Below are 21,824 nucleotides of genomic sequence, written 5' to 3'. Positions count from 1 at the left end.
CAGCAGGTCGGCTCCTGCGCAGGAACCGAGGAAGAAGAGCAGCCCCTCGCGCTCGGCGTAGCGCCGCACGCAGCGGCCCTCGCGATCGTGCGAGAGAGAGCTGAAATCCCAATGTTCGTTCGTGAATCCGTCATGGTGGGTGGCCGTGCCCTCACCCTCGAGACCGGCCGCCTGGCCAAGCAGGCCCACGGGGCCGTGCTCGTCACCTACGGCGATACGATGGTGCTCGTGACCGCCGTCTCGCAGGACGAGCGGCCGGGCCTCGACTTCTTCCCCCTCACCTGCGAGTTCGTCGAGAAGACGTACGCCGCCGGCAAGATCCCCGGCGGCTTCTTCAAACGCGAGGCGCGCCAGCGCGAGGAGGAGATCCTCTCGAGCCGCCTCATGGATCGCCCGCTCCGCCCCCTCTTCCCGGAGGGCTTCAAGCGGGACACGCAGATCATCGCGACCGTCCTCTCCAGCGACAAGCAGAACAAGGCGGACGTCCTCGCGCTGACGGGGGCGAGCGCCGCGCTGCACATCTCGGACATCCCCTGGCACGGGCCGGTCGTGGGCGTGCGCGTGGGCCGGCTCGACGGCGAGTTCGTGGCGTACCCCACCGTCGCCGACATCGAGCGCTGCGACATCGACCTCGTCGTCGCCTGCTCGCGCGACGCGATCGTGATGGTCGAGGGCGGCGCCGCGGAGGCGACCGAGGCGGAGATCATCGACGCGCTGATGTTCGCGCACGAGACCGCGCAGCCGGTGATCGATCTGATCGAGAAGATGCGCGCCGCGGTGGGCAAGCCGAAGCGCGAGTTCGTCGCGCCGGCGCTGCCGGACGAGATCAAGCGGCGCGTCGCGCAGATCGTCGACGAGGACCTGAAGGCCGCGACGAAGGTGACCGACAAGAAGGCGCGCTACGACGGCTACAGCTCGCTCAAGAAGAAGCTGACCGAGACGCTCAACGCCGAGCTCGGCGCCGAGAAGCTCCTGCCCGTCCAGGGGCTCGTGAAGGCGGAGTTCGAGGAGCGCAAGGCGCACGTCGTCCGCACGTACGTGATCGAGGAGGGCAAGCGCATCGACGGCCGCGACGGCAAGAGCATCCGGCCGATCATGTGCGAGGTCGGCCTTCTGCCGCGCGTGCACGGCAGCGCCCTGTTCCAGCGCGGCGAGACGCAGGCGATCGTCACGACGACGCTCGGCACCTCGACCGATGAGCAGAAGATCGACGGGCTCATGGGGGAGACGTGGAAGCGCTTCTACCTCCACTACAACTTCCCCCCCTTCTCGACCGGCGAGACGAAGCCGCTCCGCGGCCCCGGCAGGCGCGAGATCGGCCACGGCGCGCTCGCCGAGCGCGCGCTCTCCCGGATGATCCCGGCGCCGGATCAGTTCCCGTACACGATCCGCATCGTGTCGGAGACGCTCGAGTCGAACGGCTCGTCGTCGATGGCGGCCGTCTGCGGCGGGTGCCTCTCGCTCATGGACGCGGGCGTGCCGATCAAGTCGCCCGTCGCGGGCATCGCGATGGGGCTCATCATGGAGGGCCAGCGCTACGCGGTGCTCTCGGACATCCTCGGCGACGAGGATCACCTCGGCGACATGGACTTCAAGGTCTGCGGCACGGCGCGCGGCGTGACCGCGATCCAGATGGACATCAAGATCGCGGGCCTGAGCCGGCAGATCCTGGCGCAGGCGCTGGATCAGGCGCGCGAGGGGCGGCTCCACATCCTGGGCAAGATGCTCGAGACGCTGCCGACCACGCGGCCCGAGCTCAGCCAGTACGCGCCGCGGATCACCACGGTGCGCGTGAAGCCCGACCAGATCCGGCTGATCATCGGCCCCGGCGGCAAGACCATCAAGGGCATCGTCGACCAGACCGGGGTCGCGATCGACGTCGAGGACGACGGCACGGTGAACGTCGCGTCGGCCGACTCCGACGCCGTGAAGAGGGCGCTTGACATCATCAAGGGCCTGACGGCCGAGCCCGAGGTCGGCGCGACCTACAAGGGGACGGTCAAGCGCATCACCGACTTCGGCGCCTTCGTCGAGATCCTCCCGAACACCGACGGCCTGCTGCACATCTCGGAGATGGCCCACACGCGCGTCGAGCGCGTCGAGGACGTCGTCAAGGAGGGAGATTCGCTCGACGTGAAGGTGCTGAGCGTCGATCGCGAGGGGAAGATCCGGCTGAGCCGGCGCGAGCTGCTCCCGCTCCCGGAAGGCGAGGAGGGCGATCGGGCGCGCGAGCGCATGGCGCAGGCGCGCGACGCCGGCCCGCCGCCGCGGCGCGATGGGCCGGGCGGGCGAGGCGGCGATCGCGGCGGCGATCGCGGATCGCGGCCCGGCCTGGAGCGCGATCGTGGCGGGCCGCCGCGCGAGCGCCGAGAGCGCCGCTCCTAGTCACAAGACCTCGAGGCGGGACCTCATGCCGCGCTGCGGCGCGCGCTCGAGCCGTCCCGCCGCTCACTCCCCTTCAGAGAGATCTCCGATTCGCAGCGATCCGCGGCCGTGCGCGCGGATCGCTGCTGCGCACGGCCGGACGCCGCGCTCCGCTGCTGCGTTGACGCGCGCGTGCGCCGCGCCGCGCCGCGGCTCATCCCCCAGCTGCTTTGTTGGAATCCGGTGAAGTCCGCATGGCCCGTTCACAATCAGGGTAGTGTCGCGACCCCTGCTCGTGGCATGCTCCGCCCGTGCTCGTACGCAGAGCGAAAATCGTCTGTACCATTGGCCCTTCGTGTGACTCTCAAACGACGCTGGAGCAGCTTATCCGCGCCGGTATGGATGTCGCTCGACTCAACTTCTCTCACGGCTCGCATGAGGATCATGGCAAAGCAATCGCCACGGTCCGTGCGGCTGCGGAGGCATGCGGGAAGCCTGTGGCGATCCTGCAGGACCTCTGCGGCCCGAAGATCCGAGCCGGTCGCTTCCCCGGCAACACCTTCGAGGTGGCTGACGGGGCTACCGTTTGGCTGACCGAGGCGAACAGGGACAGCCCTGTCGCGACGCCCGGCGAGATCCCGATCCTCTACGAGGGGCTCGCGTCCGATCTGCAGGCCGGCGACGTCATCCTGCTCGACGACGGCCGCGTCGTCGTCACCGTGACCAAGGTCGAAGGGGACCGCGTCCAGGCCGGCGTGACGCAGGGCGGACGCCTGCGCGATCGCGTCGGCGTCCACCTGCCCGCCAGGCGTGTGCGCATCTCCGCGCTCACCGAGAAGGACAAGGCCGACCTCAGCTTTGGCCTTGCGCAGGGGGTCGACTACGTCGCCCTCTCGTTCGTCCGCAACGCGGACGAGGTCCGGCACGTCCGCGACATCTGCGAGGCCTGGGGTCGCCCGACGCCGATCGTCTCCAAGATCGAGACGCCAGGCGCCATCGACAACCTCGAGGCGATCATCCTCGCCTCGGACGGGGTGATGGTCGCGCGCGGCGATCTCGGCGTGGAGTTCAACCCGGAGCGGGTGCCGATCATCCAGCGCGAGATCCTCGGCCTCGCCCGCGTGCACCAGAAGCCGGTCATCGTCGCTACCGAGATGCTCCAGTCGATGGTGACCGCGACGCGCCCGACGCGCGCCGAGGCGAGCGACGTGGCGACGGCCGTCTTCGACGGCACCGACGCGGTCATGCTCTCGCAGGAGACCGCGACCGGGGCGCACCCCCCGCTCGTCGTGCGGATGATGGCCCGCATCGTGACGGAGGCCGAGCAGAGCTCGTTCTACCGTTATCTCTCGAGCGAGCAGCCTGGCCAGCGCGCCAACGTCCCCGAGGCGACCGCGCGCAACGCGTGCGACATCGCGCGGGACATCGGCGCGAAGCTGATCGTCGCGTTCACCGAGAGCGGCCTCACCGCGCGGTACGCGTCGAAGGCGCGCCCCGTCGTGCCGATCGTCGCCTTCTCGCCGAACGAGACGACGCGCCGGCGCCTCGCGCTGCTCTGGGGCGTCGTGCCGTTCCCGATCGACGCGCTCCGGAACTCGGACGAGATGATCGAGCGCGCCACCGGGTACCTGCTTGCGAACGGCCTCGTCTCGCCGGGCGACAAGCTCGTCACCATCTTCGGCGCTCCTGTCGGCGTCTCGGGGTCGACCAACACGATTCGGGTGAAGGTCGTTGAATGAGCCTGCCCGCCCGCGATAGGGGCTCGTCGGGCGAGCAGGATTCCCTCTCCAGAAACGCGGGCGCAGACGTCCTCCCGAAGCTCGAGAAATACGAGCTGATCGAGGAGCTAGGCCACGGCGGGATGGCCACGGTCTACCGCGCCCGCGACCCGCGGCTCCGCCGCGAGGTCGCCGTCAAGATCATCCACAAGCACCTCCGGGAGAACGCGGAGGTCGGCACCCGCTTCGTCGCCGAGGCGCGCGCGGCGGCGAAGCTGCGCCACCCCGGCATCGTCGAGGTGTACGACGTCTCCAGCGAGCAGGACCGCGAGCGCTACCTCGTCGTCGAGCTGCTCCGCGGCGCCACGCTGCGCAAGATCCTGGGCGCCCACCGCGAGATGCCGGCCGAGATCGGCGCCGCGGTGGTGCTCGAGCTCTGCGACGCGCTGGAGCACGCGCACGCGTCGGGGATCATCCACCGCGACGTGAAACCGGAGAACGTGCTCGTCGAGCTGCCGTCCGACCGCGCCGGCGAGAGCCGGGACGGCGCGAGCGTGGTGATCAAGCTCACCGATTTCGGTATCGCCAAGATCCTCGACGCTCAGGGCGTCACCTCGACGGGGCAGGTGCTCGGCTCTCCGGCGCACATGGCGCCGGAGCAGATCGAGGGCGGCGAGGTCGACGCGCGCACCGACGTGTTCGCGCTCGGGGTGCTCTTCTACGAGTGTCTCGTCGGGCACCTGCCGTTCGAGGGCAAGAACCCGGCGCAGGTGCTCCGCAAGGTGCTCGAGGGGATCTACCCGGAGGCCGAGCGTGAGCGAGCCACCGTGGGCGCGCGCTGGAGCCGGATCATCGCGGGCGCCCTCGCGCACGACATCGCCGCCCGCCCGGCGAACCCTCGCGCGCTCGCGGATCAGATCAGGGCCGAGCTCACGGCGCTCGGGATCGCGGAGCCGCGCGCCGAGCTCGCCGCCTACTTCGCCGACCCGGCAGGCTACGCCGAGCGGCACGTCGCGCGGCTCGTCCCGTGCCTCGTGGCGCGCGCGGAGGCCGGCCGCAAGCGCGGCGACGTGCCCGGCGCGGCCGCCGACTACAACCGGGCGCTGGCCCTCGCGCCGAACGACCTCACCATCCTCAAGCGGCTCGCGAAGCTGAACGCGAGCCGCAACCGGCAGAAGCTCGCGCTGCGCGCGCTGCTCGTCGCGCTCGGGTCGGTGGCGCTCGGCCTCGCCGCGTTCACGATCGCCCGCGCGCTCCGCGACCCGCCGCCGGTGGACGGGGACGCGCTCGCGGCGGCCGAGCCGCCGCCGACGCCGCCGACGCCCATCGACGCTTTCATCCCGTCGCCGAACGTGCGCGCGGTCGCGCCGAGCGCCAGGGAGGTCGCGAGCGCGCCGCGGCCCCGCGCGCGGCCACCGTTGCCGCACATCCCGCCCTCGGCCGCGCCGACGGAGGACGTTCCGGCGGTGCGCGACGTCGTCTTCCAGATCGTCCCGAGCGGCGCCAGGCTGGTGCTCGATGGCGTCGAGATCAGCTGGTTCGGCGCGAACAAGGTCACGCCCCTCAAGATCGGCACACACACCGTTCACATCAGCGTGCCCAGCTCGCGGTGCTGCAAGCCGTACGCGGGCGTCATCTCGGTCGTGGCGCCGAAGCCCGGCGTCTCCGCGCCGCAGCGGATCATCCACAAGCTGGAGATCCTGCCCAGCACGATCGTCCTGAGCGGCGCGCCGCCGAGCGCGCAGGTCGCGTGCCCGCAGATCGGCCTGATCGGCTACGCGGGCACCCCGCAGGCCGTGACCTTGAACGACGTGTCCTGGAGCGGGAGCTGCCTCTTCACGCCCGCGTCGCCGGAGGCCGCGCCGCGCGTCGGCAACGTGACGCTGGTGGCCGGCGAGCCGAACACGGTTTCCTGGCCGTCCGGCTGACGGCATTGCCGTCATTGTGGCGTCCGCTCCGGAATTCTCAGCATCTTCGTCCAAACTCCGCTACATCACGGCGCACCCCTTCCGCATGGCTGCGCGAACTCCAGGCAGGAGATCTCCCGGCGCTCGCTTCCCATCGGTCGGGGGCTGCCGCGCCCTGCGCGCGCCGCGGTGCCTCGCGGCGGCGGCCGCCGCCGCCCTCGCGCTCTGCTTCGCGGCGCCGGCGCGCGCCGACGACGTGCAGCAGTTCGAGCTCGCCAAGACGCGCTTCGACGCCGGGCATTACGAGGAGGCCGTGAGCCGCTTCGCGGCGATGCTCGATCCCGCGAACGCGCCCTGCGAGCGCGGCCCGATCGAGGCGGAGGGCAAGCCGTGCAGGATCTCCGAGCCCGGCCTGGTCGAGCGGGCGCGCGGCCTCGCCGCCGCGGCGCTCGTGGCGCTGCGGCGCACGAGCGAGGCCGACGCGTACATCGAGAAGATCCTCCTCGACAACCCGGTGTACTCGCCGAACCCGGCGGTGTTCCAGCCCGAGGTCCTCGATCGGTTCACCGCGGTCCGGGCGCGCATCCGGGCGCGCATCGAGGAGGTGACGCGGCAGAAGGCCGAGGCGCAGCACGCGGCGCGGCTGCGGGTCGAGCGGAGCCGCGCGGACGAGCGCCGCTGGGTCGCCGAGATCCATCGCCTCGCCGGGCGCGAGCGGATCGTGGCGCAGAACTCCCGCTGGACCGCGATGCTGCCCTTCGGGGTGGGGCAGTTCCAGAACGGCGACGATGGGCTCGGGTGGTTCTTCCTGGTGAGCCAGGCCGTCGCCGGCGGGACCTCGATCGTCTCGGCGATCGCGCTGGCCAGCTACGAGAACGTCGACATCTCGCCGAGGTCCTCGGGGCAGGGCGGCGGCCCGATGCAGAGCGTCGACATCGACGCGCTGAACAGCCGTATCGGGACCGCCGCGGCCGTCAACCGCGTGGCCTTCGGGGCGTTCGCGACGCTCGTCGCGGCCGGGATCGCCCACGCGCAGATCACGTTCGTCCCCGAGCGGGTCTCCTTCCGGACGCGCCCCGTGCCGCCGCCGCCGCCGAGCTTCACCGCCGCGCCGACGATCTCCGTGGTCCCCGGCGGCATGGTCGCGGGGCTCACCGGACGGTTCTGACCGGGGGCGCCGCGCGGCTCACGCCTTCCGCGCGGCGGCGATCCAGAACCCGCCGAGCTGCGCGAGCGGCGTGTCGCACAGCGCCCACTCCGCCCGGTGCAGGAGGCGCCCGAGGCCCGGCACGCGCATCGCGGCCGCGAACGGCGTCACGATGCGCACCCCGCGCGAGGCGACGACGCGCACGCCGTCCGGCATCAGGGCGGCGGCGGCGGTCGGCGCGTCGAAGCGCGTGAAGACGGCGCTCTCCCGGGTCCTGTCGCTGATGGCGCCCGCCGGGCCGAGCCGCTTCACGAGCCCGCGCAGGCTGTAGGGGTTGTAGAACTCGGCGATCACGTGCCCGCCGGGCCGCACCACGCGCGCCATCTCCGACAGCGCGCGACGGACGTCCTCCACGTGGGCGAGCACCTTGAACGAGCACGCGACGTCGAAGCTCTCGTCGGCGAACGGCAGGTCGGTCGCGCTCCCCTCCACGACGTCGAGCCCGCGCTCCCGGGCGCGCTCGAGCATGCCGGGCGAGAGATCGACCCCGCGCGCGGCGCGCGCGAACGCGCCGATCCGCGCGAGCAGGAGCCCGGTCCCACACCCCACCTCGAGCACGTCGCGGCCCTCGCCGAAGCGGCGCACGAAGTCGACCTCGAGCGCGTCGACGAGGTCGTGGTAGCCCCCGGGATCGCGCCCTCCGCGCCGGGCCTCGTAGCGCGCCGAGAACTCGTCGTAGTACGCCCGCGTCGCGCGCAGGTGCTCGTCCGTGCCGACCTCTACCGTCTGGGCTCCCATGGGCCCGCTATAGTACTCCGCGCCGCGCGCTGCCCGCGCTCCTTGCGCTCCTTGCGATTCACCGCGCCGGGCCGCATCTCTCCTGCGAGGTGACCCATGAAACCCGGCGACCATCCCGATTTCTTCCGCTTCGCGCCGCCCCCAGGGACCTCCCGCGAGAGCTCGATCCGGCTCGATCGCGAGGGCCGTTTCTGGCACGACGGCGCCCGGGTCGACCATCCGGCGCTCGAGCGCGGGCTCCGGTCCTGGATCGGGCGGCACCCGGACGACGGCCGGCCGATCCTCACGAACGGCTACGACTGGTGTTACTTCCAGGCCGAGGACGCGCCGCTCTTCGTCGACGCGCTCCGGATCGGCGAGGGCGGCGCGGTCTCGCTGCTCCTGTTCGACGGCACGGAGGAGCCGCTCGATCCGGCGACGCTCTCCCTCGGCGAGGACGGCGTCGTGTACGCGCGCGCCCGGAGCGGCGCGCTCGAGGCGCGCTTCTCGCGCCACGCGCAGACGCAGCTCGCCCCGCTGCTCGTCGAGGCCGAGCCGCCCACGCTCTGCGTGGGCGGGCGCGAGGTCACGCTGCCCCCGCGGGCCGCGCGCTAGCCCCGCGCGCCGGAGATCCAGAGGAGGATCGCCGTCGCGCCGGGCCGATGCGGCCGCGCTCGGCTCAGTACCGGTGCTGCCAGAGCAGGTCGAGCATGCCCGAGGTCGCCTGGCGCGCGTCGACGCCCACCGTGCCGCGGAGCGTCCAGTGCTCGCTGAAGCGCCAGTCGATGGTGACCTCGGTCCGCGTGCCGCGCTCGCTCGCCGTCCCGCCAGGGGTCGGCCCGCTCGATCCCGTCGCGGCGCTCTGCTGCGCGCCTTCCTGGAAGGTGGCCAGCGCCGTCAGGTTGTCGCTCAGCCGGTAGACCACGCTCGTCCGCAGCGCGCCCTCGGACGTCGTCCCGAACCGCGTCGTCAGCCCGCGCAGCGGCGCGATGCCGCTCAGCAGCGCGTTGAACTGCGCCGACGCGATCTCGCTGCCGAGCGACGCCGCGACGCCGCCGGCCGCCAGGCCCGCGGGCGTCTGGGAGCCCGCGGCCTGCGCGCCCTCCGAGAAATCGGCGCCGAACAGGAGCCGCGCGAGGATGTCCTGCTGCGAGCTCGGCGGGCTCGAGGTGAAGCGCAGCGACCTGTCGGTGATGGGCCGGAGGTTGCCGTTGAAGGCGACGTGGATGCGCGTGCCGTCGGGGGCGTCCCAGTGCGCCGTGACGTTCAGGTGCGGGTTCGACGCCTCTTCCTCGCGCAGGCGCACGCGCCCGCCCTCGATCTCGAACGCCTTGCCGTAGATCTCGAGCTCGCCCCGCGTGACCACGATGCCGCCCGACACCCGCGTGTCCTCTCCGATCACGACGCGCGGCGGCGCGTCCTCGGCGCTCTGCAGGCGCAGCCTTAGCCCCGCGCCGCTGACGAACGCGTCGCGCACGTCGAACGCCACGGAGTAGCGGAGCGCGTCCGCCGCGCGCCGCTGCTTCTCCGGCCCGAGCGGCTGCGAGACGGAGATGTCGGGGTTGTCGCCGAGCGGCTGGACGTCGCGGCTGCTCGTCGCCGGCAGCGAGACGCGGAGCGTGGGGACCGTCGCGTACAGGGCGAGCTCGCCCGGCTTCTTCTCCGCGATGAACGACAGCGCCCCGGAGGCGGTCCCGAGCGGCACCCCCTCGAGCGTGAGCGGGAGGGCCTGGTCCTCGGCGATCGTCAGCGCCCCGGCGCCGTCGCGCAGCCCCAGCCCGGCGAGCCGGAACAGGGCCCAGCCCTGCGCCATCCCGGTCGTGCCCGCCGCGCGGAAGCCCTCGATCCGGAGGACGCCGCCCTCGGCCGTGATGCGGGCGGCCACGTCGCGCAGCTCCTGCCCGAGCTCCGGGATGTGCACGACGCCGTCCGTGACCTCCAGCTGGGCGCGGAGGTTGCCGTCCGCGTCGGACGGGCCACCGAGCTCGATGCGGAGGTTGCCGTCCAGCGTCCCATCGACCTTGCTCAGCAGGCCGCCGACCAGCGGCTGGAGCGCCGCGAGCCGGAAGCGCTCCGCGGAGATGGCGAGGTCCGTGCGCTCGCCGTCGAGGACCGGGATGAACCCGCCGCGGAAGCGCACGCTGGCGAAGGCGTTCGCGCGGATCTTGCCGCCGCGCCGGCCCTCGAGGGCGAGCTCGGTGACGCGGAGGTGCCCGCGCCCGGCCTCGCGCATCGGGTCGATCCGCAGCGCGAGCACGCCGCGCTCGAAGGCGAGGTCGCTCCCGAGCGTGACGCCCGGCACCGTGAGGCGCGCCTTGAGCGACGGCGCGATGTTGAGGCCGCGCATCTCGATCTCGCCGCTCACGCGCCCGGCGATGCCGCTGTCGGCGAGCAGGGGGATCTCGCCGAGCGGGACCTCGCGCAGCGTCGCGCGGAAGGAGCCGGTCCACGCCGGGGGCGGAGGCGCGCCTTTGAGCGCGCGCGCCGGGACGTCCGCGAGCAGGCGCTCGAGCGGGGCGAGCACCTCGGCGCTCACCGTCGCGATCTCGGCCGCGCCGCGCGTGACGTGCGCGTCCAGCGTGGCCTTCTCGCTGTCGTACGTGAGCCAAGCGTCGAGATCGGTGGGGAAAAGGAGATCCGTCGCGCTCGAGGCGCCCGGCGGCGCATAGGTCAAGCCCCACCAGAGGGTGCGCGCCGTCAGGAACGGACGCTCGATCGTGCCGCTTGCGTACGCGTCGATCCGCACCTCGCCGGCGAGCGGCGGGAGCGCCTCGCGCACGAACGAGGGCAGCGTGGCGAGCTGGTCCATCCCACGCCGCGGGATGGAGGCGTGCGCGGCGATGGGCGAGCGCAGGAGCGACGACCACCGGTCCGCGGGCGGCCCCGTGAGCGCCTCGAGATCGAGCTCGATCGCGCCGGAGACGTCGGCGAGCAGCCCGCCGTCGTACAGGGTCAGCGCGGCGTCCGCCTTGCCGGTCGCGCCGCTGAACGAGCCCTTGAGCTGCGCGTCGACGAAGCGCGACTCCCAGGCCGGGCGCTCGGCGCCCAGCCGATGAGGACCGGCGAGCGCGAGGCCGTGCGTCCGCACGAGCACGTCGTGCAGCGAAGGCAACGGATCGCCGGCCGCGCGCGACACCCCGAAGCTGGTCGTGAGCTTGCCGCGCACCTCGCTCACGATGTGCCCGATCGGCATGAGCTGCGCGAGGCAGCCGAGGTCCCAGTCGTTCGCGGCGACCTCGGCCTTCCCGACCAGGGTGGTCCAGGTCTTCGCGTGCAGGAGGGGCCCTTCCAGCGTGCCCTCGGCGCCGGACACACGCACGCTCGCGAGGGTGCCGGCGCACCGCGGGAGGGCGTCGTTCCACGCGCCGTTCGGCGGCTGCCCGCCGGTCCCGTTCGGTTGCGGCGATCTCGCGTCGATGCGCACCGACCCGTCGGCCTTGACCTGGTCGCGCTCGAAGGTCGCCGTGAGCTGCGCCGAGATGCCGGACAGGAACGCGACCTCGCCCCCCGTAAGGCCGAGCCGCACGTGGCCCGAGCGCCCGGTCTCGCGGTCCCGATCGAGCGCGACGTCGACCTCCGCGCGCCCGCGCACGCGGATCGGGATCCCGAGGATCCGGGCCACGCGGCCGACGTCGATGCCGTCGCCCCGGAGGCGTCCGGTCACGTCATCGCCCCGCACCGCGAGCCGGCCCTTCAGCGAGCCGAGCTCGGCCGAGGAGAGATCGAGCCCCTCGACGGCGAGCCCGCCGGCCGAGGAGGTGATCGCCGTGATCTTCCCCGCGACCGCGGCGCCGTCGCGCTTCAGCTGGAGCTCGACGTCGCGGAGGGCGAGGGGAGTGGCGCTCAGCCGCGCGGAGGCGCTCAGGGAGTCGTCGCCGTCGGTGAGCGTCGCGCGGAGCTTCGGCGAGGCGAGCGGGCCGGAGATCTGCGCGGTGACGTCGTCGAGCGCGTGGCCGCCGGCGAGCGCCTCCTTCCCGGAGAGCGAGGCGTCGATCGAGAGCGCGTCGATCGGCCCGGAGACCCGCCCCGCGACGCGCGCGCTGGCGAGCGCGACGTCCTGGCCGACCCGGAGCCCGGCGAACGCGCCTTCGACGCGCGCGTCGAGCGCTCCCTCGTGCAGGCTCCCCTCGACGCGCACGCGGCCGGCGCCGTCGACGGGCCCGGCGAGGCGCGGCGCCGCGGCGATCGCCGGGATGTCGGCCGTCGCCGTGAAGCGGAGGCCCTGCCCGCCCGGCAGGAAGGAGACGGCGGCGTCGATCGGCGCGCCCGGCTCATGGAGGTGCGCGCGCGCGTGGAGCTCGCCGCGGTCGAGCACGAGGTGGACGTCCGCCGCCGGCACGCGCTGCCCGAGCAGCGCGGTGGGCTCGGTCCGCGCCTCGACGGAGAGCCGGAGCAGGTCGCCGAGCTCGACGCGCACCCGGCCGTCCGCAGTGATCAAGGTCGCCGGCTCGGAGCCGCGCTCCAGCGCGGGCTTCGTCGCTTCGGCGCGGAGCCGGGCGGGCGCAACGCGGGGCAGGGCGGGCGCGGCGTGGGTCAGGGTGGGTACGGCGCGGGGCCGGGCGGGCGCGGCCGGGGCGGGCGCCGCGCCGGCCGGTACGGGCGCCGCGCCGGCCGGGGCGGGCGCCGCGCCGCTCGCCGTATCGGGCGAGAGGCGCACGCCGAAGAGCCGCAGATCGACGTCGCGCGCCTGGACCTCCGCGTCGAGCCGCACGGGCCCCGCCACGTCGAGCCGCCCGGTGAGGGCGAGGCCGCCGCCCGCGGGGCCGGCAGGATCCGCCGAGGCCGAGGCCACCACGTCGAGCTGAGGGAGGTGGCCGTTCACGGCCACGCGCGCGGAGATGGGCTCGGTGAGGGGGTGATCCGGGAGGAGGCTCCGCAGCTGCTCCGGCGTGGCGCGCGGGACGCTCACCTGCGCCTCGAGGTGCTCCTCGTCGAGCACGGCCCGCGCGGTGACCTCGACGTCGGCGAGCCGACCGGCGAAGCTGCTCCACATCCGGACCTCGTCCCCGGCGCGGAGGTGGTAGTTCGCCGTGCCCGCCGTCCTGGCCGGCAGGAACGCGCGATCCACGAGGCCCGTCTGATCGACGTCGACCGCGACGCCCTCCGGGCCGACGTGCACCGACCCGAAGAGCCGGCTGACATCGGCGTCCAGCGCGCGCGGCGGAGCGACCTGCCCGTGGACCCACCCGCGCCCGATCTCGACGTGCGAGAGGGCGACGACGACGTCGCGCGGAGGCCCCTCGGGCTTGGACGAGGGCGGGCTTCGCGGCGGCAGCGGCGTGAACGTGTCGCCGAGGGTGACGCCCCCCGCGCCGTTGTCCTGGACCAGCACGTCGGCCTGCTCGACCCGGATGTACGGGACCTCGATGCGGAGCGCGCCCGCGCCGAAGAGCGCGCCGCGGAGCATCGCGAGCACGTCGGCGCGCGCCTCGAGGCCGCTCGCGCGGATCACCTTGTTCCCGCGTGGATCGAGCGCGACCGCGGATCGGATCCGCACGCCGCCCAGGCCGAGCGCGTCGATCTCGTCAGCGACGATCCGCCCCTGGAACAGCGAGCCGAGGAGCCGGTTCGTGGCGTCGCGGGCCACGCGGCGCGCGGCGGGCGTGTCGAGGTGGAGCGCGACGCCGACGGCCGCGGCGCCCGCGAACGTCAGCGTGAGCCCGAGCGCCGCCGCGACGGCGGACGCAGCGCGGCGGGCGCGTCCCGGCGCGCGCGGTGCCGAGGAGCGCCGCGCCTCGGGTGCGGGGTCGGGCGTCACGGCGGGTAGCTTAGTACGCACGGGGCGCGGCGACCGTGCTGGCGCGCGGCGCGACGGCAGGCGGCGGAGGAACGCCGCGCCGCCGGGTCGAGCTCCTCGGGGGCGCGCCCGCGCCGGATCCACGCGCGCCGCAGGGAAGTCCTCGCCGGAGCTCCACGACCTGCGACACGCCGCCACGATGTGCGCCCGAGGCGCGCCGGAGCGGAGCGGTCAGCCGGCGAGCCGCTCGAGCTCCACGAAGAGCGTGCCGAGCTCCGGCTTCGATCGGAGCGGCGCGCAGAAGCGGCTGGCCAGGTGGAGCAGCTCGGCGTCGAGCTGATCGACCCTCCGCCCGATCTCGGCGATGCGCTCCTGGGACTCCCGGCGCCGCGCCTCGAGCTGCCGGTCGAGCTCTTCGAGGCGCTCGCGCAGCTTCTTGATCTGCGCGTCCACCTCGGCCACCTCGTGCTCGCGGGCGATCGCCTCGCTCTCCGCCTCGTAGTCCGCCTTGCGCGACGCATACCAGCCCTCGACGAGCTCGGCCAGCTTGCGGTAGCTGGCGGCGAGCTCGAGGTAGGGCTCGGCGAACCCGCACCGGCCCTCCCAGCGCACGGCCTCCTTGTGCGCGATCAGCACCTCGGGGACGAACGCCTGCGTCGCCGCGCTGAGCGGCGCCACCCTGGCGCGGAACGACCGGGCCTCCTCGCGCGTGAGCGAGGCGTCGACCGTGAGCGCGTCCATCGCCCGCCCGATCTGCATCCGGCCGTCGCGCCACTCCTCGGCGACGCCCTCGAGGCGCCGCTGCTCGTCGAGGGCCCTCGAGCGGAGGTCGGCGTGCTCCCGCACGACGCCGCGCAGCGCCTCGAGCTGCCGCTGGATGTCCACCGGCGCCGACGCGCCGAACGCGCGGGCCGTCATCCGCTCGAACAGCTCGAGCCGGCTGACCCAGGGATCGCGCCCGGCGCCCCTCGAGCGCACCGCCGAGTCGCGCGGCATCGCCTCCGGCGGCGGGGGGAGCGCGATCCGGCTCGCGGCCGCGATCTCCTCGAGCTCCGCGAGCACGCGGTACGCGTCGACGGGGCGCTCGGAGGGCTCCTTCGCCAGCAGGGCGCCGACGAGGCGGTCGAGCGCGTCCGGCATCTCCGGGGCCAGCTCCTTGAGGTGCGGCGGCTGCTCGTTCATGTGCTTCAGGATCCAGCTCGCCGGATCCGGGGCGTCGAACGGCAGCCGCTGCGTGATCATCTCGAACATGATGACCCCGAGCGAGTAGAGGTCCGCCGGGGGGCCAGCGTCGATCGTCGTGCTGCGCTCTGGCGCCATGTACTGCGGTGTGCCGAAGATCTCGCCGAGGTTCGTGAGGCGCGCGTCCTGCGCGCAGCGGGCGATGCCGAAGTCGAGGAGCTTCACCCAGTCGCCCTTCATCAGGAACACGTTCTCCGGCTTGAGATCGCGGTGCACGACGTCGAAGTCGTGCGCTCGGCCGAGGGCGCGCGCCATCTGCACCCAGATGGGCAGGGCCCGCGCGAGCGGCACCCGGCTGCGCTCCACGACGTCGGCGAGGCTCGTCCCCTGGAGCAGCTCCATCACCAGGAAGGGCAGCCCGTCGTCGGTGTCGCCCTGATCGAAGATCTCGATGATGTTCGGGTGCGCGAGCCGCTGCGCGTGCCGTGCCTCGCGCCGGAAGCGCTCCCGCGTCGTCGTGTCCTGCGCGAACTCGCGGTTCAGGATCTTGATGGCGCAGGGGGTGCCGATCAGCTTGTTGTATGCCCTGTAGACCGTGGCCATCCCGCCGATCCCGAGGCCCTGCTCGATGACGTACCGACCCGCGATCGACGTCCCGATGCGGGGATCCTTCTCGGAGACGAGCGACGAGCCGTCGATGAAGCAGAAGGCGCTGTCGGCCGGGTAACGCTGATGGCACTGCGGGCAGGTCTTCATAGCGGGCACGTCGGCTGCAAGGCTACACTCTACGGGGGGCCGCTCTCGAGGGTCAACGCTCGGCGCGCGCCTCGGCGTTTTGTCGAGTCGTGGTGTGCTGCGCTGCCTTGCCCTGCGTGATTCCGCGTAGCCCGGTGTCTCCTCGCGCGGCCCCGCGTTCTCCCATGTGGCACACGCGCCTCCTCGCATCCCGCGGCCTCCCCTCGCGTGGTCTCGCGTGCTCTCGCGTCTGCCAGCGTCTGCTGGCGTCTGCTAGCGTCTGCTAGCGTGATTCCAGCGCGGTTTTCGCGTGATTGCCGGCGGCGCGGCGCGCGCCGCGCGGGCTCTCCGCGATATGTTCTCGTGACGTCATGGACGAGGCTCCCTTGCGCGCGGTGGTGATCGGCTCCGGGGTCGGCGGCGCTGCCGCGGCGCTCCTCCTTGCGCACGCCGGCATCCCGACCCTGCTCGTCGAGAAGGAGCGCCGCCTGGGCGGCTCCTCTGCCGCTTACGAGAGGGACGGCTTCCGTGTCGACACAGCCACGCACATGCTCGGCTGTGGCGAGCAAGGCCCGGTCGGCGAGGTGCTCCGCCGCGTGGGCCAGGGCGATGCGATCACCTTCCAGCAGAGCGACGAGCCGGCGGCGCTCTGCTTCACGGGCGCCCGCGCCGGGACCGCGCGCGCTCGCCGCGTCGTCCTGCGGGCAGATCTCCTCCGGCTCGCCGGGACCGCCCTGGATCTCGCGCGCGGCCTCGACCTCACGCCGCTGGAGGCCGCGGGCGCCGCGCGTCTCTTCGCGCACGCGGCGGCGATGCGCGACGTCGATCTGGCCGCGTGTGACGACGTGACGGCCGAGGCGTACGTGGCCCGCTTCATCCCACGCGCCGCGGCCGCCGCTCGGCTCGGCGGGCTGCTTGGCCTGCCGCTGCTGCTGCCAGGAGCCGAGGCGTCTGCGGGCGAGGCGCTGTTCTCCTTGCGCCGGCTCGCCCGCGCCGGCCGGCAGCGTTATCCCGAGGGAGGCGCGTCGCGGATCCCCGAGGTCTTCTGCCGCCTGGCCCGGGAGCTCGGCGCTGCCGTGTGGACGGGCGCGACCGTACGCCGCGTGCTGGTGCACGATCGTCGCGTGCAGGGCGTCGAGTTCGAGGACGGAACGGCGCTCCCCGCGCGCATCGTGGTGAGCGCGGCCGGGCTCCTGCGCACGGTGTCGGGCCTCGTTGGCGAGCCGCACTTCCCCGACGCCTACGTGGCGCGCGTCCGTGCGATCGCGCCTCAACCGAGGCTGGTCGAGGTCAAGATCGGGCTGCGCAGGCGGCTCGTCTCGGCGGGCGCGCTCGCCGGTCTCGCCGGCGGCGCCGGCGCGCCGGCGTTTCCGTTCTATTGCCTCGCGCCGACGCGCTTCGACCCGTCGCTCGCGCCGCCTGGACATGAGCTCCTCTGCGCGTGCGCCGTACCGGGTGGGAGCGGCGGCGCCTCGCGCGGCGGACCCGGCGCGACGGTCGACGAGCTCTTGCGGGCGCTGTCGGCGGCGGTGCCCGGCGTGCTCTCCCAGGCGATCTTCGTCGACGGATCATCCCCGGACGGAGGCGGAGAGGCGTGCGCTCCGGGCGGCGAGCTCGCGTCGGGGACGGCGCAGACGCCTGGCCAGGTCGGCCGCGCGCGGCCGGCGGTGTACACGCCCGTGAGGGGGCTGTACCTCGCAGGGCGCGCGGCCGGCGGGCGCGGCGCGGGGATGGATCTCGCCGCCTCGAGCGCGATGGAGTGCGTCGACCGCATCCTCGTCGATCTCGGCCGCGATCTCGGCGCGCCCGCCCCGCCCGCGCTGGTCGACATCGCGGGCGATCTGCTCGGGCGCGCCGCGGGCTCCACCGCATCGTGGCTCACGCGCCCCCGCTAGAGCGGCGGTCACCCGCTTCGGATACGGGCCCATCTCGGCGTTTTCGGTGCTCAGCGCACAGGAGTGCGCTTGCGCGCCGAAAACGCCGATCTGGGCCCGTCTCCTGTGCGGGAGACCGCCGCTCTGCTGCCGCTCTGCTGCCGCTCTGCTGCCGCTCTGCTGCCGCTCTGCTGCCGCTCTGCTCTGGATGGTGCAGAGGTGGGCAGAAACCGCTCTGGCCCGCGCTTCAGCGCGTGGTCGTGGTGCCACGGTTGCCCCGCGCGAGCGCGTCGAGCGGCAGCTTCTGATCCTCGAACACGGCATCTAGCTCCTCGCTGCCCCGCTCTCGCACGCCGGAGCGCGGCGACAGCTCGGGGCGCACCGAGGACGCCGGGGCCATCCGCGCCGACAGGGGCCCCATCGTCTTGATCGACGGCGGGGGCTCGGCGCTCGAGAGCGCGCCGGGCGGGACGGAGCGCACCGAGGGGGGCGAGCTCGCCATCGTGCGCAAGGACGGCGGGCTCGGCAGGCTGCGCCTGGAGGAGGGCGGCCCCGCTTGCGCGCTCGACGGCATCGGCGTGGGTCGACGCGCCGCAGGGCCCCCTGGCAGAGGGCGCGACGAGGGGACCGGCGGCACGCTCGGCTGCGCGCGCGTCGACGGAGGTGGACCCGACAGGAGCTGTGAGCGCATCGACGGAGGCGGGCTCGACAGGGGCTCGGGGCGCGACGACGGAGGCAGGCTCGACAGGCGGCCGCTCCCGGCGGCCTCCGCATACGCATATGCGGGGCCCGAGAGCGAGCGGGCGGAGGGCGGCGGTGCCGATGGTGACCCGCCCGGCGCGTACGCGCTCGGCTGCGTGCGCGCCAGCGGCGGCGCGGAGGGCACCGACGGTGGGGAGCGGAACGAAGGCGGCGCGCTCGACGGGGGCACCGGCGTGAGCGCGTGGCTCGCGAGGGGCGCCCGGGCCGACGGCGGGGCGGCGGAGCGCGCCGATGGCGGCGGCAGCGTGCTCTGGCTCGTCGACCTCTCGCGGACCTGCGCCGCGAGGCGAGAATCCGCGCTCGCGCCCGCCCGCTGCGGTGCGCGGGAGTCCGCGCCCGAGGCCGCCTTGTGGCCGAGGGTCTCGCTGCGCTGCGCCCCGATCATCGTGTAGCGCCCGCCTCCCTCGTCGCGCCGACCCGCGTCGCGCTGCGCGTTCATCTCGCGCGTCTCGCGCAGCGCGCCGTTCAGCATCGCCTCGAGCTCTCGCTCGCTGACCTCCTCATCGAGCCGCAGCAGCGTCGAGTGGACGTCCCGGGCGAGCGCCTCGAAATCGGCGGGATCCCTCGCGTAGACGCTGTTGGACAGGAGGATCGCGAGCGGCCGCCGCTCGGCGGCGATCGTCGCGGCGGTGGCCGCGTCGCAGCGGTGCAGGAGCACCCCGCAGCCCGGCGCCACCGCGAGGCACAGGCTGAAGAGCGCCGGCCACGCGGGATCAAGGACCACAAGAATGCTGGGCACATGAAGCGGGGTTGCGGTGATCTGCGCGCGGCGGTCCATGGCAGCCCGAGGATAAACGAAACTGCCCGAGCGATCGTAGTTCTCTTTCTCTGAATCGGTCATTTTTACTCTGCTTGTACGTTCCGCGTACGTTCTGCGTACGTTCTGCGATGAGGCCAGTGGCGTCGATCTCCTACAGCTCGATTGCGTGTGCGCCATTCATTGCGGCGTCGCGTCATCACGTCGTCGCGACGTCGCGACGTCGCGTCATCGCGTCATGGCGTCACGGCGTCGTCGTCGTGACATCGACCTTTCGGCTCCCGCGTCCGCCCGGTGCGCGTCCTGCTCCGTGCGGGGGCGCGCGCGCCGCGCGCCTCCGCACGGATGAGCGGCGGAGGGCGCGCGGCGTGGCAACGCCGGTAGCGCGGTGGGCGTCGCGGGCTCGGTGGACGCGGGGAGACGACGTGGTGTGATGTCTGCGCGGCGCCGCCTCGCCCCGCGGCGCCGCGATCACAGCCCGGTATAGATGGTGGCGAAGGAGGCCGCCTCGCCGCGGAGAAGCAGGCTGAGCCGCGGGTTCGGCACCTTGAAGGTGTGAATCTTGGCGTTCCGCACGTCGAGCACCGCGAAGGCGCCGCCCGGCGTGCTCTCCGCGAGCCCGTTCATGAGCAGGTTCAGCACGACCGAGACGCGCTTGGACGACAGGGGCTCCCCGCGGAAATACATCTTGATGACATGCGGCGTCCCATCGATGACGAGCCCGAGCTCCGGGTTGACGTTGATCTCGAGATCGCCGAGGCGGTACGTCGACGTCGGCGGCTCGAACCATGTCATCCTCGTCGAGGCGAGGAACTTGCGATATCCGTTCACCACCGACGGGTAGATGCGGCGGCGCCGCTCGTCGTGCTGCGCGGCGAGGAAGCCGTCGAGCACGCTGGTGGGCTTTCCGCTCCTGTGCATGTCGACGATCGCCTCTCGCACCTGCCTGTAAAAGTCCGTGTGGAGCTCGTCCTTCCGCTCCTTGAACTCCCTGACGCCCGTCAGCTTGGGCGTCCCGGCCTTGAGAACGAAGTCGACAAAGTACGTGAGCGAGATCTTTTCCATGAAGTCTCCTCCAAAACGAAGCATTCCGGCGCGCCATTTACACGCTCGTGCGAGAGACACGCCGTCGCGCCGCGTTCTTGATGTCTACCATGGATAGTCATCTTCGACCCGTCGGGAAAGGGATCGATCGGACGGACATTGTCCCAACCCGTCAGGGGCGGACGGCCGTGCCTGCGGTCGTAAAAATATTTGTGATTACGTGTATTTGCGTCTGTCTTCGGGCGCCGGTTCACCCTGCGGCGCGGCCTTCCGCTAGGCTGTGCGAATGGCCATGACGAGAAGAGGCGCGCGCGGCGAAGGTAATCGACAGAATCCAGCTGTTGTCCAGGGGATGTCCTGTGGAGAACGCCTGTGGAGAACTGGAGAGGAAGGGTCGTTATCGAGGCGTCGACCCGGTCGGACATGGTCTGTCATAACCGCGTCCTCCTTGGCGCTTGACGCGGCTCGCGGGCGGGGGATCGCGCCGGACGCTGCCCCTTGCGCAGGCCGATCGGCGGAGGGGCGCCGGCCCGGCGGGGTGCGTCGATGATGGACGTCAGGCCGGAGCGCGCGGGGGATGAAGCGGGGATCCGCGCCGTCCACCTCGCGGCGTTTCCCTCGGCGCTCGAGGCGGATCTCGTGGACGGGCTGCGGGACGCGGGGCGCGCGGCCGTCTCGCTGGTCGCGGAGACGGACACGGGCATCGTCGGACATGTCCTGTTCAGCCCCGTGACGATCGCCGGCGACGGCGTCCCCGGCAAGGGCCTCGGCCTCGCGCCGCTCGCGGTCTCGACTGGGCTTGCGGGCCGCGGCATCGGCTCTGCGCTGGCGCGACGGGGGATCGCGGCGTGCAGGGACGCCGGCTTCGCGTTCGCCGTCGTCCTCGGATCGCCTGAGTACTACGCTCGGTTCGGGTTCAAGAAGGCCAGCCTGTACGGCCTCGGCAACGAGTACGCGGCGGACGAGGCGTTCATGGCGATCGAGCTCGCGCAGGGGGCGCTGGAGCGCGCCCGAGGCGTGGTCATCTACAGCCCCGAGTTCGGCGTCTTCACGACCTGAGCCCGAGCCCGGCGTCTTCACGACCTTGTCTCGCGTCCTCTCCGTCAGATCGCCCTGCCCGTCCCGACGGCGACCCCACCCCGCGCGCCCGGCGCCGACCAGGTGACGATCGGGCTTGCTAACATACATTCTCGAATGTATATGAGGTGGGTGCGACGGACGAAGGAGGAAGCAGCGGCGACCCGCGAGCAGATCCTCGACGCGGCGCTGCGCGTCTTCAGCCGCAAGGGATACTCGGCGGCGACGCTGCAGGACGTCGCGGCGGAAGCCGCGCTGACGCGGGGCGCGGTCTACTGGCACTTCAAGGGCAAGGTCGAGCTCTACTCGGCGCTGATCGGCGAGCGCTTCGCCAAGGCGAACGAGGTCTTCGCCGAGGCGCTCTCGCCCCGGTACGCGCCGCTCGAGTCGATCGAGCGCCTGCTCACGCGCTCGCTCGAGTACCTCGAGGAAGATCCAGAGTACCGCGCGGTCCTCTCGATCACGCTGTTCAAGACCGAGCTCACGCCCGAGCTGGAACCGGGATTCCAGCAGAAGATCGCGAACGCGCGCCGCCTCGTCGACATGGTCGCCGACCTCGTGCGAAAGGGCATCGCGGCCGGCCAGATCGACCGCGCCACCGACCCGAGGGCCGCGGCCCTCGCGGCCGTCAGCCTCGTGCACGGAGCGACCGCGCTGCACCTCATGGACCCGACGGCGCTGGAGTCCAGGGCCGTCGTGCGCCGCATGGTCGCGACGTTCCTGCGCGGGCTCCGGCGCTGAGG

Annotated in this window: 13 protein-coding genes; 8 read left to right on the top strand and 5 right to left on the bottom strand. The window is 73.0% G+C overall.

All coding sequences use genetic code 11. From position 1 onward, the window contains the following. The first annotated feature begins 111 nt into the window (after positions 1–111). The 4 genes from pnp to WMF12_RS24000 all read left to right on the top strand — a co-directional run bounded on the left by pnp (position 112) and on the right by WMF12_RS24000 (position 7,157). Entirely contained in the window at positions 112–2,385 is a 2,274-nt protein-coding gene (gene pnp, locus WMF12_RS24015) for a polyribonucleotide nucleotidyltransferase (RefSeq protein WP_437873807.1), read from the top strand. A 290-nt stretch (positions 2,386–2,675) separates the two neighbouring features. Beyond that, entirely contained in the window at positions 2,676–4,103 is a 1,428-nt protein-coding gene (gene pyk / locus WMF12_RS24010) for a pyruvate kinase (protein ID WP_437873806.1), read from the top strand. Continuing rightward, positions 4,100–6,010 carry a serine/threonine-protein kinase gene (locus WMF12_RS24005; protein ID WP_437873805.1) on the top strand — a complete coding sequence of 637 codons (1,911 nt, stop codon included), beginning with the start codon at positions 4,100–4,102 and terminating at the stop codon, positions 6,008–6,010. The genes pyk and WMF12_RS24005 overlap by 4 nt, the downstream gene beginning before the upstream one ends. An 85-nt stretch (positions 6,011–6,095) precedes the next feature. Continuing rightward, positions 6,096–7,157 (top strand): hypothetical protein, encoded by a 1,062-nt coding sequence (locus WMF12_RS24000; RefSeq protein ID WP_437873804.1) that lies wholly within the window; start codon positions 6,096–6,098, stop codon positions 7,155–7,157. Between the two features lie 18 nt (positions 7,158–7,175). On the opposite strand, the gene WMF12_RS23995 is transcribed toward WMF12_RS24000, so the two are convergent. After that, the gene (locus tag WMF12_RS23995) at positions 7,176–7,934 is read right to left on the bottom strand and encodes a class I SAM-dependent methyltransferase (RefSeq protein WP_437873803.1); all 759 of its coding nucleotides are present in this window, start codon (positions 7,932–7,934) and stop codon (positions 7,176–7,178) included. A gap of 96 nt (positions 7,935–8,030) precedes the next feature. On the opposite strand from WMF12_RS23995, the gene WMF12_RS23990 reads away from it, so the two are divergent. Beyond that, the gene (locus tag WMF12_RS23990) at positions 8,031–8,528 is read left to right on the top strand and encodes a hypothetical protein (RefSeq protein WP_437738974.1); all 498 of its coding nucleotides are present in this window, start codon (positions 8,031–8,033) and stop codon (positions 8,526–8,528) included. A 64-nt stretch (positions 8,529–8,592) separates the two neighbouring features. On the opposite strand, the gene WMF12_RS23985 is transcribed toward WMF12_RS23990, so the two are convergent. After that, positions 8,593–13,671, bottom strand: a complete 5,079-nt coding sequence (locus WMF12_RS23985; protein WP_437873802.1) for a translocation/assembly module TamB domain-containing protein — start codon at positions 13,669–13,671, stop codon at positions 8,593–8,595. Between the two features lie 210 nt (positions 13,672–13,881). Next, positions 13,882–15,588, bottom strand: coding sequence for a protein kinase domain-containing protein (locus WMF12_RS23980; RefSeq protein WP_437738972.1), 1,707 nt, complete (start codon positions 15,586–15,588; stop codon positions 13,882–13,884). A gap of 350 nt (positions 15,589–15,938) precedes the next feature. Between WMF12_RS23980 and WMF12_RS23975 the strand changes: the two genes are divergently transcribed. Continuing rightward, positions 15,939–17,462 (top strand): phytoene desaturase family protein, encoded by a 1,524-nt coding sequence (locus tag WMF12_RS23975; protein WP_437873799.1) that lies wholly within the window; start codon positions 15,939–15,941, stop codon positions 17,460–17,462. A gap of 226 nt (positions 17,463–17,688) precedes the next feature. Here the strand turns inward: WMF12_RS23975 and WMF12_RS23970 are convergent, their stop codons facing one another. Both WMF12_RS23970 and WMF12_RS23965 read right to left on the bottom strand, forming a co-directional pair. Further along, positions 17,689–19,044, bottom strand: a complete 1,356-nt coding sequence (locus WMF12_RS23970) for a hypothetical protein (protein ID WP_437873797.1) — start codon at positions 19,042–19,044, stop codon at positions 17,689–17,691. A 387-nt stretch (positions 19,045–19,431) separates the two neighbouring features. Then, positions 19,432–20,025, bottom strand: coding sequence for a hypothetical protein (locus tag WMF12_RS23965; RefSeq protein WP_437747935.1), 594 nt, complete (start codon positions 20,023–20,025; stop codon positions 19,432–19,434). Positions 20,026–20,550: 525 nt separating this feature from the next. Here WMF12_RS23965 and WMF12_RS23960 point away from each other — a divergent pair. Both WMF12_RS23960 and WMF12_RS23955 read left to right on the top strand, forming a co-directional pair. Further along, entirely contained in the window at positions 20,551–21,063 is a 513-nt protein-coding gene (locus WMF12_RS23960) for a GNAT family N-acetyltransferase (RefSeq protein WP_437873796.1), read from the top strand. 150 nt (positions 21,064–21,213) lie between these two features. Next, positions 21,214–21,822: a TetR family transcriptional regulator gene (locus tag WMF12_RS23955; RefSeq protein ID WP_437747933.1), complete on the top strand. Its 609-nt coding sequence runs from the start codon at positions 21,214–21,216 to the stop codon at positions 21,820–21,822. Positions 21,823–21,824: the final 2 nt, after the last annotated feature.

The organism is Sorangium sp. So ce363, assembly GCF_051520435.1.
Classification (GTDB): domain Bacteria; phylum Myxococcota_A; class Polyangia; order Polyangiales; family Polyangiaceae; genus Sorangium; species Sorangium cellulosum_B.
This window is presented reverse-complemented; position numbering and strand designations above follow the sequence as displayed.